The sequence below is a fragment of the Thiobacillus sp. genome, from assembly GCF_013693775.1.
In the GTDB taxonomy this organism is placed as follows: Bacteria; Pseudomonadota; Gammaproteobacteria; order Burkholderiales; family Thiobacillaceae; genus Thiobacillus.
In genome coordinates, this window is the sequence record NZ_CP059257.1 from 2,051,731 (window position 1) to 2,063,144 (window position 11,414).

The window sequence follows — 11,414 nt, forward strand, 5'->3', positions numbered from 1 at the left end:
TGTCCGTGTACCCTCAGGCATCGAGCCGCAACGTCTGGGTGTCGGTTGCCTGGACGCCGACGTCCTGATGCGACGTCAAGGCGATCATGCCGCCCCTTGCCAGGTGGCCTTCCATGATTTGCCGTACCCNCGCGACCGCGTGGGTATCCAGTGCGTTGAAGGGTTCGTCCAACAGCCAGAGCGGGCGTGGCTGAGCGAGCTTCAACCGGGCCAGGGCTGCACGGCGGCGCTGCCCCTGGGACAGGAATTTGACGGGCAAATGTTCGCGCCCTGCCAAGCCCATGTCTTGCAAGGCGTCATCAACCTCGGCGTGACTGGCCGGCTGGCTGGCAAGGCGTGCGGCGACAAGGAGATTCTCCTGCGCACTGAGTTCTTCCTTCAGGCCATTGGCATGGCCGATGTAGGTCAGTTCCCGACGGTAGTCCTCGCCCCACGCTCTGATAGGTTCGCCGCGCCAGCGTACTTCGCCAGCCATGGCTTGGGTCAGCCCGCACAGCGTGCGCAACAACGTGGTCTTGCCGCTGCCGTTGCCGCCCTGGATCCAGATCAGTCCGCCCGGCTCGAGGGTGAACGACACGTTTCCAAACAGGCGACGCTCACCGCGCGCACAACCCAGTCCGATTATTTCCAACATAAGTAGCCTTTGCTGCGTCCGCCGCTCAGATGTCCCAGCGGTAGCCTACATAGAAGAAATGTTGCTGGCTGACTTCATTGTTGCCAGGACTGGTTGTCGTCGAATGCTCATAGATGTAATCCGCTTCCAGGGACAGGTTGCCCTTCCACAGATAGGTCAGGTGAATCTCGGGCGTCCAGCGGGCCAGATTGGTATCGGGATCGCTTTTCTGCTGGTAATACTTCAACGAAGGCTCAAGCGTCCAGCGTTCCAGCCGGGTGACGTTGTTGTATGCCAGGAGTTGGCCGTTAAAGGTATTGCCCTTGTTCAGGGACAAGGTGAACACATTGACGTCGTTGGCCATCANAAGCCCGGAGCCGATGGCCCGCAGGGAATAGGCATAAATGTTTCCGGTGGCCGGCGTCGGCGGCAGGACGGTTCCATCGCTCAAGGTCGACCCGGGCAAGGCGCCGGTATTGGTCAGATTGAAATCTCNCCCTACCTGCCAGGTTTTATTCAGCGGCGTGATGTATCCCGCCTGGAACAGTTTGGAGACCGCACTACTATTGTCTGCCCATGTGCGAACCTGATCTTCCGTACTGGTCGCGAGCAATTGTTTGATGCTGGTCGGAATAGGCGACATAGACGTCACCGCAGCGTTATACAGGGCAACCGATGTGGTGAGCAACGGCGAGCGGCGATAATCCAGCAGGAAACTGAACATGCCCCNCTTCTCCGTCTGCCAGTTGCCCTGGAGGGTACCGATGTTAAGCGCGCTGTAGCTCACGTCATAGTCCACCAGGCTGCTGACGGAACCGCGCATGTCGTAGAACCCCAGTTCCAGGCCGACGGCGCGCCGATCCTGGATGCCGTCTGCCGACTGCTCGATATAGTAGGTCTTGCCACGCAGGCGTTCGGTCAGTTCGTCGCCATCCAGGCTGANCCNCCAGAATTTTCGATCGGAGCCGAGCGCGGGGAATTCGACCGGCACACCGGCAACCACGTTGGCTCGCCATTTGGGCGCGAAATAGTAGCCAAGCTGCGCGCCATCGAACCGGCCGAGCACGCNCCCGGACGTTCCGATCTGGCGACCCAGTGTGGCATTGAACCCGTTCCCCAGGCCCTTGTAGCTATAGTAGGCCGACAGGACATGATTCAGGCTCGGGCGCGACTTGAGGAAACTGACGATGTTGTCATCCCGAAAAACCAGTTTCTGGTCCGCATCGGAATTCCGGTAACGACCCTGCAAATCGAGATGGGTTCGCAGCGAAGACTGGTTTATGGCCGAAAGCGTCGAGGTCCCGGCAGTGGTAGGCGTATTGAAAGCGGTCTGCGTTTGGGTGCTGCCGCCGAAATAGTATTGCGAAAGGCTGCCGGACACGGTCTTGATGACAGGCTCATCGCGTCTTCTGGCTTTTGCCCGAATCGCCCCCGTAGACGTGCTCTCCGCTTTGAGTCCCGCCAAGTGCTGACGCACGCGTTCGGCACCCGCTCCTTCCGGAAACAACTTCAGATACAGCGCATACTCGGCTCTCGCCTTGGCCAACTCTCCGTTGCGCTCCCGGGCCACGCCGATCAATTCCTGCGCGTCCTGCGAATAGTGGTTGGGCGGTAACAGCAGAATCTGGTTAAAGAGATCGATGGCCAGTTCGTAATTCGCGGCCTTCAAGGCTTCCTGCGCCTTCGGCATCAGCATGGCCGCCTGGTTTTCCACGTCAGGAAGCGCCACCGGGGCTTGCCCTGGTCCCAACGTCACGTCGGATTTCGCACTCGCGGAAGCAGCCTTGAGCATGGCTTTCCTGCGCTTGCGCAGATCGCTTATTTCGGCCTGCGGAAATTGGGACAGCAGGCCGGCACGGACCTGTTCAGCCTGTTCGGNGGTGGCGAAATAACCCAGGTTCAGTTCATAGAACGTCTGGCCTTCACGCGTCTGCTGTGACGTGAAAACGTCATAGTCCTGCAACTCGCGAGGGATGACTTTGCCACTCACTTCATCCCGGGATGTCGAACTGAGCAATGTCAGGGCGTAGCGTTTACCGTCCGGAACCAGTTGATACTTCCTCGCCGTGTCGCCAAAAATGATGTCCACACTGCGGCCATCCGCGCCGGCGAGCACCCGTCCATCCGCGACCTGCTTGTCTTTCCCAATCTGTAACGTCAGCTTCTTGACTGAAGAAGCCTGAGGCGAGAGCGTCGCCGCCACTTCGGGAAGTTGATCAAATGATTTTGACTTGAGCGTCTCGACCGATTTGATTTCCGTCGATTCCTCGCCTTGAAGAATCCGGAAATACACCACGATGGTATTGGTCTTGCCGACTTTGACCGCCCGTAGAAACTGGATCCGGGCATTGAACTGCAACCGGATGACATTTTCGAAGTTATCGGGTTGAACCTGGATCTCCTCCAGAATCTGTGCACCCGCCATCTGCGGACTGATCGCCAGCATGCTGCAACCGATCAACGCTGCAACCAGCTTGTTCCGAGTAGTAAAAACATTGCCTGTCCCGTCATGATTCCTGAAAGCGCCCCGCGCGAGCCGATCGGTGGCTCACTCGGGAAACTCGAGCGAGTAAGTTGCTTACGGCTTAATCCCATTTGACGTAGGCCACACCCTTGTTGCCCAAGGGTCGGTGACAGCCGGATTGAGAACAATCGGTGGCCGTTTTCGACTGATGGGTCACGCTCTTCTTCTCCATGCTGCCCAGGTAGCTGGTGCCGCTCGCATGACAGGTCTTGCAACCAGTCAGAATATTGTTGTGGTCCATCTTCATGGTCGACCAACTGGCAGTACTGGTATGACAGGCCTTGCAGTCCTTGCCGCCGACCAAGGCCGTCGGAATGTGATTGATCGGTTTGGCCTGTGCCCCGGAAGACGTGTACGCCCCGTTGTGGCACGACTCGCAGGTAGCGCTGATAACTGCACTGTGATTCATGGTTGCAGTGGTAAACGGGGCCGTCGTCCGGTGGCAGGCGTCGCAGGACGCCGTGGTCGGAATGTGGGTCGTGGGCTTGCCCGTCGCGGTCGTGCCGTTGTGGCAGGTCGAGCACGTGCCGGGGGCAATGCCGGTATGGCTGAAGGTAGCAGGCGTCCAGGCGCTGGTCTTGTGACAGGTGTCGCACGACGCCGTGGTCGGGATGTGGGTAGCCGGTTTGCCCGTGGCGGTTGTGCCGTTATGGCAGGTCGAACAGGTACCTGGCGCAATTCCAGTGTGGCTGAAGGTCGCAGGCGTCCAGGCGCTGGTCCGATGGCAGGTGTCGCACGACTGAGTCGTAGGAATGTGCGTGGTCGGCTTGCCGGTTGCGGTCGTGCCATTGTGGCAAGTTGCGCACGTGCCAGGCGCCACGCCGGTGTGGCTGAAATTAGCTGGGGTCCAGGCGGATGTCTTGTGACAGGTATCGCACGACTGGGTCGTAGGAATGTGCGTGGTCGGCTTGCCCGTCGCGGTCGTGCCGTTGTGGCAAGTCGAGCACGTGCCGGGGCAATGCCGGTGTGGCTGAAGGTAGCCGGGGTCCAAGCACTGGTCTTGTGGCAGGTGTCGCACGACTGAGTCGTAGGGATATGTGTGGTCGGCTTGCCCGTGGCGGTCGTGCCGTTGTGGCAAGTTGCACACGTTCCAGGCGCGACGCCCGTATGGCTGAAAGTCGCCGGGGTCCAGGCGCTGGTCTTGTGACAGGTGTCACATGACGCCGTGGTCGGAAGGTGGGTCGTGGGTTTACCCGTGGCGGTCGTGCCGTTGTGACAGGTCGAACAGGTGCCAGGCGCAATGCCAGTGTGGCTGAAGGTCGCCGGGGTCCAGGCGCTGGTCTTGTGACAAGTGTCGCACGACTGGCTCGTGGGAATGTGCGTGGTCGGCTTGCCAGTCGCGGTGGTGCCGTTGTGGCAAGTTGCGCACGTGCCGGGGCAATGCCGGTATGACTGAAAGTCGCAGGTGTCCAGGCGGATGTCTTGTGACAGGTGTCACATGACGCCGTGGTCGGAAGGTGGGTCGTGGGCTTGCCCGTGGCGGTCGTGCCGTTGTGGCAGGTCGAACAGGTACCTGGCGCCACACCCGTATGACTGAAAGTCGCGGGCGTCCAGGCAGATGTTTTATGGCAGCTGTCGCATGAAGCTGTGGTCGGAAGGTGGGTCGTGGGCTTGCCGGTTGCAGTCGTTCCATTGTGGCAAGTTGCGCACGTTCCAGGCGCGACGCCGGTGTGGCTGAAGGTAGCCGGGGTCCAAGCACTGGTCTTGTGGCAGGTGTCGCACGACTGAGTCGTAGGGATATGTGTGGTCGGCTTGCCCGTGGCGGTCGTGCCGTTGTGGCAAGTTGCACACGTTCCAGGCGCGACGCCAGTGTGGCTGAAGGTAGCCGGGGTCCAGGCGGATGTCTTGTGACAGGTGTCACATGACGCCGTGGTCGGAAGGTGGGTCGTGGGCTTGCCCGTGGCGGTGGTGCCGTTGTGGCAAGTCGAGCACGTGCCAGGCGCAATGCCGGTGTGACTGAAGGTCGTAGGTGTCCAGGCAGAGGTCTTGTGGCAGTTGTCACAGGACTGGGTCGTAGGAATGTGCGTGGTCGACTTGCCCGTGGCAGTCGTGCCGTTGTGACAGGTCGAACAGGTACCTGGCGCGACACCCGTGTGGCTGAAAGTCGCGGGTGTCCAAGCGCTGGTCTTGTGGCAAGTGTCGCAGGACGCCGTGGTCGGAAGGTGGGTAGTCGGTTTGCCCGTGGCCGTGGTGCCGTTGTGGCAAGTTGCACAGGTTCCGGGAGCAATGCCGGTATGACTGAAAGTCGCAGGCGTCCAGGCACTGGTCTTGTGGCAGCTGTCGCATGAAGCCGTGGTTGGAATGTGGGTCGTGGGTTTACCCGTGGCGGTTGTGCCGTTATGGCAGGTCGAGCACGTCCCGGGGCAATGCCGGTATGGCTGAAGGTAGCCGGGGTCCAAGCACTGGTCTTGTGGCAGGTGTCGCATGAAGCCGTGGTCGGAAGGTGGGTCGTGGGTTTCCCTGTGGCGGTGGTGCCGTTGTGGCAGGTCGAACAGGTGCCAGGGGCAATGCCGGTATGGTTCATCGTCGCCGTATTCCACGATGAGGTCTTATGGCAGGTATCACACGCAGCCGTGGTCGGAATGTGGGTCGCGGACTTGCCTGCCGCAGTTGTTCCGTTATGGCAGGTGGCACAGGTTCCGGGCGCAATACCCGTGTGGTTCATCGTCGCGGGTTTCCAGCTGGCAGTCTTGTGGCAGGTGTCGCAGGCCTGCGTGGTAGGAAGGTGGCTGGTGGGTTTGCCTGTGGCCGTGCTGCCATTGTGGCAAGTCGCACACGTGCCAGGGGCAACCCCGCTATGGTTGAAATTGGCAGGCACCCAGGCAGCAGTCTTGTGGCAGCTATCACAAGCAGCCGTGGTGGGGATATGCGTGGTCGGCTTCCCTTTGGCGATACTGCCGTTGTGGCAGGTCGCACAGGTTCCCGGAGCAACCCCACTGTGGCTGAAAGCAGCGGGCTTCCAGGCAACGGTCTTGTGACAGGTGTCGCAGGACGCTGTGGTCGGGATATGGGTACTCGGCTTGCCGGTCGCAGTTTTGCCGTTGTGGCACGTTGCACAACTCCCCGTGGTCACGCCATTGTGATTGAAGTTGGCCGGCGTCCAGGCGCTGGTCTTGTGGCAGGTGTCGCACGCCTGCGTGGTGGGGATATGGGTAGCCGGTTTGCCCGTGGCCGTGCTGCCGTTGTGGCAGGTCGAACAAGCCCCTGGCGCAACCCCGCCATGGCTGAAGGCGGCGGGTTTCCAGGCAACCGTCTTGTGGCAGGTGTCGCAGGACGCCGTGGTCGGGATATGCGTACTTGGCTTGCCGGTCGCGGTCTTGCCATTGTGGCAACTGGCGCAGCTACCTGGGGTGACCGCGCCATGATTGAAACTGGCGGGAGTCCACGCGCTGGTTTTGTGGCACGTGTCGCAAGCGGCCGTCGTCACAATATGCGTGCTCGGCTTGCCCTTGGCCGTGCTGCCGTTGTGACAGGTGGCGCACGTGCCGGGCGCGACGCCTATATGGTTGAAGCGCGCTCCCGCGAATGACAAGGTGTTGTGGCAGGTTTCGCATGCCTGCTTGGTCGGAATATGTGTGGCCGGCATGGCAGCGGCCGTGATGCGCTGGCTGCCGCTGGCATGGCAACTCGAACACTGGGTAGGTGTTCCCTTGAAAACACCCTGGACGTGGCACGATTCGCACCGCACGTTCCGGTGAGCCCCACTCAGCTGGAAGCCTGTCTTCGCATGATCGAAACCGGCAGCACCTGACCCCGCAGCGAGGGTCGGCTGGGTAACCATGCTTGCTACGCAGAGCAGCAGAACGGCCCATAGCTGCCACAATCCTGGAAGAATGCGTGACCTGACAACAGAATAGGCATCCTTCATCGTGCGTCGCCTCCCGAAGCAAACATGGCCTGCAAAGCACGTACGGCTTGTCTGGCGCCGCCCTGGCATCCTCCCCGAACGGCGGTTGGACAGGCCACTTCTGAAGCCGCGATTTTCGTGGGCGGTGAATTTTGGCCCTGGCGCAGACGGACCTGCTTGAAAGAATCCGTGCCATGGCATTTCTCGCACTGCCTGCCGAAGCTGCCGTCGTGCACATCATCCTTGTCGTGACAGCTCACGCATCCCATCGGCAGGGAGGCCTTTCCTGAAACGGGTTGTCTGTGACAGCTATAGCAATCCAGGCCCCGATGCCCACCTTCGAGCCTGAAGCGGGTCCGAGTGGCGTGGTTGAAGTCCCACAACCGCCAATCGCGGCTGTTATGGCAGCTTTCGCACTGATCGCCGAGACGCCGCTTGTGGGTGTCATCCTTGTCGTGGCACGCCACGCATTCCGTCTTGGCATCCTTGAATTGAGCCGTGGCATGGCATTNTTTGCATTCAACAACCAAGTGCCTGCCCAGCAGGGGAAAACGGGTGAGGCCGTGGTTGAACGTGGTCTGCTTCCAGTCCTGTGCGCTATGGCATTGCTCGCATTTTTCGCCTTGCTGGCCTTTGTGCACGTCGTCTTTCCTGTGGCAGGCGTTACAGGTCATGGGCGTATTCCTGTACTTCTGCCCCTGGTGACAGTCGTCGCACTTCACGGAACGGTGACGGCCTGACAACGCAAATCGCGTTCTGCCGTGATCGAAGCGGTTTTCCTTCCAGTCGCGCTCGCCATGACAGGAGTCGCACGCGTCGCCCAATCCGCCTTTATGCTTGTCATCTTTCTTGTGGCAGGCGATGCATTTCATGGGTGCATCCTTGAAGAGCGGGCNTTTGTGACAGGCTTTGCACTCAATGCCCGCATGCTTGCCGCGTAGCGGGAAACGGGATTGAGCGTGATCGAAGCGCGCCTCGTTCCAGGCGCGCTCGACGTGACAGTCGCCACATTTCTCGCCCAGTGTGCCTTTGTGCTTGTCGTCCTTTTTGTGGCACGCGACACAGGTCGTCTGCAATTTGTCCCGGTACAGGTTCCCGGTATGGCAGGTATCGCATCGGGCCTGCCGATGCTTGCCGCGCAGGGGAAATTTCGTGGATTCATCATGGTCGAAGTCCACGGCATCCCAGGCCTTGGCGTGATGACAGGTCTGGCATTTTTCGCCAAAACGGCCCTTGTGCTTGTCGTCTTTGCGGTGACACGACACGCAGGCCATAGGCGTGTCTTTGAAGACATTGTCCCGGTGACAATCCCTGCACGTCGCATTGACATGCTTGCCTTCAAGTTTGAAATCCGTGGTGTCATGGTCGAACCGCGCTTCTTTCCAGCCGGACTCGGTATGGCAATCCGCACACTTCGAACCCAGCCTTCCCTTGTGCGTGTCGTCCTTCTTGTGGCACGCGACACACACGCTCTGCGCACTGCGAAATTTCTTCCCTGGCTGGTGACATTTGCTGCATTCCGTTTCCGTGTGCTTTCCCTTGAGCGGGTAATCCGTCAGCGTGTGGTCAAAACTTTTCTCGTCCAGCACGACAATCCGTGCCTCGCGTCCCTTGTGTTCCGTATGGCAGGTGCGACAAGCCTGTTCCTTGATCCGTCCGTGGTACCCCTGTTTCTGTGCCATGTCCTGGCCCACGTCCTTGTGGCAGTCCCGGCACAGTCTGTTTTGTCCTTCCCGGTCGAACCGGACATGACAGTTCGTACACTTCTCTTCCGCCTTGGCATGCCCCTGGATGAGCTTGCCCGGCATCAGCACGTTTTCCAGCGCACCCGCCTCCGCTTGGCGAGGTCCCAGTCCCGCCGTCACCCCTGACAGCAGCAGGAGCAGCACAGCGAAAAACGTTCTTATGGAAACCACGCAACCGTTTTTGATTCTTCTTCCTCGCCCGCCAGCTTCATCAGTACATATGTACGGCGACAACGTGTGCTATCGCGCTGAACACCAGCATGTATACGAGCGGCACATGCAGGACATGCCAAAGCGAGAACAGGCGCTCGTAGGTATTGAACTGGGCAACGCGCTGGACGCCCTGCAAATAGGTGCGGACCAGATGCTTGGCTGCCGCAAGGCGGCGCTGGGTTTTAGCGTGATCCCAGCCCTGCGCGTGGGCGTGGTCCCGATAAAGCTGATTCAGTTCGCGCACGCAACGCATATAAACGATGCGGCCACGCAACCAAAGCGTGGTAAATGTCCACACGGATCTCAAACGATTCCGCTGGGGTGTTGCGAGCTCAGCCTCAAAATCGGCCAGCGCACCTTCCACTCTGGGCGCAAAGGCAAGCCTGGACTGAACCTCCTTCGAGTTCAGCCCGGCCAGTTCTCGTAACTCCTGCAAGCTGGCACGGCGTCCATAGAGTCCATGGTGGATACGCGTATAGATGAAGCGACCGATGATGCCGCTCCCTGCGACCAGCGACATGCTGGCCAGCGCAATTCCTGCATTGATCGAGCCTACGTGAAAACGCGAATGCGCGAGGATGAACAGGGGGCCCAGGATCCCCAGTGTCATGTGCAAGGCAAACCAGTATTTGGCCGGTCCAAGGCCATGCATGAAACGGAAATGCTTGCGCAGCGGGTACAGAAACAACAACAGCATCATGATGCCGCCGGCCAAGCCGAGGTTATAACCCACACGTGATCCAGCGGTGAATCCACCCCAGCGCCCGATCGCCCAGGCGCACGCAACGAGCACAGACACGCCCAGCAGCATCGCGGTCGCGCCGACTTCGCGCTTACGCGGCTTGGTCGCCTTGTCCCGTGGCGTGTTTAGCCTGGTGGGTGATTGCATGCTCAAAGTCTGTTGCACGTGATTGCCTTGGCTTTCTTGGTTTCCCTGGTGCCCCTGTTTACGGCTGCGATCCTAACAAAGTTTACGTAAAAAAGTGTAAATATTTTACACGTGATATTTTTGTTTTAAATTTCCTGGCCCAACCGGGGAATTGTTCCGTAAAGTCATTGGACAGCCCGCAGCCTTTGCGGCGACCCCACACCGGGTGCCGCATGAACCATTAAAACCATTTATATTCATGAACTTAACAACAGTCCTTCTTTACCTTGCGCCTTTGGCAGTCGTTCTNTTTCTCTATTTCCGCCGGCGCCAGTTGCGCAATGAACAGCATGCGCTGGCGCTACAGGAATCCAGGGCAGCCGGCCTGGGAGAGCCTGTTTCGTTGCACCCTGTGTTCGATCCGCTCCGGTGCATCGGATCCGGCTCATGCGTCAAGGCCTGTCCGGAAGGCGCGCTCGGGCTTGTGGAGGGCAAGGCCCATCTGGTCAATCCGTCGGTTTGCATCGGCCACGGCGCCTGCATGGCGTCCTGCCCATTCGAGGCCATCAAGCTGGTGTTCGGGACGGANAAACGCGGGATCGACATCCCGCTCGTCAAGCCCAATTTCGAAACCAACATCCCCGGGTTGTTCATTGCCGGCGAATTNGGGGGAATGGGCCTCGTGCGGAAGGCCGCCGAACAGGGGCGTCAAGCGATGAACGCCATCAAGGACAAGATCAANGGGGAGCGGGACGCCGAACTGGATGTGCTCATCGTGGGCGCAGGTCCGGCGGGAATCGCGGCCGGGCTGGGTGCAATCCAGCACAAGCTGCGCTACCGGATCGTGGAACAGGAGGATTCGTTGGGCGGCACGGTTTATCACTATCCGCGCAACAAGGTCATCATGACTGCCCCGGTCCAGTTGCCGATCGTCGGCAAGGTCAGGATGTCGGAAATCAGCAAGGAAGCCTTGCTCGAATTCTGGAATGGCATCGTAGGCAAGACAGACCTGAAAATCAGCTTCCGGGAACGCATGGAAAGCATTGAATCGAGCGGCCGGGGCTTCAAGGTCAAAACCTCAGGAGGAGAATATTCAGCCCGCGCGGTACTGTTGGCCATCGGACGGCGCGGCACGCCCCGCAAGCTGGACGTCCCCGGCGAAGAATTGCCCAAAGTGGTTTACCGATTGATCGATCCCGAGCAATACCGGGGCCAGAAGGTACTGGTCATCGGTGGCGGCGACAGCGCATTGGAAGCGGCACTTGCCATCGCCGCAGAACCGGATACCACTGTGGCGCTATCCTATCGGGGCGACGCCTTCGGCCGGGTCAAGCCGAAAAATCGCCAGCGCCTGGATGAAGCCCAGAAAACCGGCCGCATCACTGTCTTGCTCAAATCGAATGTGGTACGGATCGAACCTGGNGAGGTGCTGCTGGAGGCAGCATCCGGAGAGATTGCCCTGCCAAATGACATCGTCATCATTTCTGCTGGCGGCGTACTGCCCATCGATCTGCTGAAGACAGTCGGCATCCAGTTTGAAACCAAACATGGAACAGAATAGCCACCCTGAAAACTGCTGCCGCTGCCCATGACTCACCCACGAC

At 59.7% G+C, this 11,414-nt stretch carries 8 protein-coding genes; 4 read left to right on the forward strand and 4 right to left on the reverse strand.

From position 1 onward, the window contains the following. Positions 1–13 precede the first annotated feature (13 nt). Together ccmA and HZY77_RS10200 are read right to left on the reverse strand one after the other, a co-directional pair. Positions 14–577: a cytochrome c biogenesis heme-transporting ATPase CcmA gene (gene ccmA / locus HZY77_RS10195; RefSeq protein ID WP_296814277.1), complete on the reverse strand. Its 564-nt coding sequence runs from the start codon at positions 575–577 to the stop codon at positions 14–16. 2,621 nt (positions 578–3,198) lie between these two features. Then, the gene (locus HZY77_RS10200; protein WP_296814279.1) at positions 3,199–3,546 is read right to left on the reverse strand and encodes a cytochrome c3 family protein; all 348 of its coding nucleotides are present in this window, start codon (positions 3,544–3,546) and stop codon (positions 3,199–3,201) included. On the opposite strand from HZY77_RS10200, the gene HZY77_RS10205 reads away from it, so the two are divergent. The 3 genes from HZY77_RS10205 to HZY77_RS10215 all read left to right on the forward strand — a co-directional run bounded on the left by HZY77_RS10205 (position 3,545) and on the right by HZY77_RS10215 (position 6,502). Next, positions 3,545–3,721 carry a hypothetical protein gene (locus HZY77_RS10205; protein WP_296814281.1) on the forward strand — a complete coding sequence of 59 codons (177 nt, stop codon included), beginning with the start codon at positions 3,545–3,547 and terminating at the stop codon, positions 3,719–3,721. The two genes, HZY77_RS10200 and HZY77_RS10205, sit on opposite strands and share 2 nt — an antisense overlap. A gap of 1,782 nt (positions 3,722–5,503) precedes the next feature. Further along, positions 5,504–6,115, forward strand: a complete 612-nt coding sequence (locus tag HZY77_RS10210; protein ID WP_296814282.1) for a hypothetical protein — start codon at positions 5,504–5,506, stop codon at positions 6,113–6,115. 105 nt (positions 6,116–6,220) lie between these two features. Then, positions 6,221–6,502: a hypothetical protein gene (locus HZY77_RS10215; protein ID WP_296814284.1), complete on the forward strand. Its 282-nt coding sequence runs from the start codon at positions 6,221–6,223 to the stop codon at positions 6,500–6,502. Positions 6,503–7,001: 499 nt separating this feature from the next. Here the strand turns inward: HZY77_RS10215 and HZY77_RS10220 are convergent, their stop codons facing one another. Together HZY77_RS10220 and HZY77_RS10225 are read right to left on the reverse strand one after the other, a co-directional pair. Beyond that, positions 7,002–8,873, reverse strand: a complete 1,872-nt coding sequence (locus HZY77_RS10220) for a cytochrome c3 family protein (protein WP_296814286.1) — start codon at positions 8,871–8,873, stop codon at positions 7,002–7,004. A 67-nt stretch (positions 8,874–8,940) separates the two neighbouring features. Further along, the gene (locus HZY77_RS10225) at positions 8,941–9,831 is read right to left on the reverse strand and encodes a hypothetical protein (RefSeq protein ID WP_296814288.1); all 891 of its coding nucleotides are present in this window, start codon (positions 9,829–9,831) and stop codon (positions 8,941–8,943) included. Positions 9,832–9,982: 151 nt separating this feature from the next. Here HZY77_RS10225 and HZY77_RS10230 point away from each other — a divergent pair, with 151 nt between their 5' ends. Next, positions 9,983–11,371, forward strand: a complete 1,389-nt coding sequence (locus HZY77_RS10230; protein WP_296814289.1) for an NAD(P)-binding domain-containing protein — start codon at positions 9,983–9,985, stop codon at positions 11,369–11,371. The last annotated feature ends 43 nt before the right edge of the window (positions 11,372–11,414 follow it).

Excerpts from the sequence above, each read along its gene's own strand:
- HZY77_RS10225 (WP_296814288.1), bottom strand. The coding sequence starts at position 9,831 with ATGCAATCACCCACCAGGCTAAACACGCCACGGGACAAGGCGACCAAG.
- HZY77_RS10205 (WP_296814281.1), top strand. The coding sequence starts at position 3,545 with ATGGTTGCAGTGGTAAACGGGGCCGTCGTCCGGTGGCAGGCGTCGCAG.
- HZY77_RS10200 (WP_296814279.1), bottom strand. The coding sequence starts at position 3,546 with ATGAATCACAGTGCAGTTATCAGCGCTACCTGCGAGTCGTGCCACAAC.
- HZY77_RS10210 (WP_296814282.1), top strand. The coding sequence starts at position 5,504 with ATGCCGGTATGGCTGAAGGTAGCCGGGGTCCAAGCACTGGTCTTGTGG.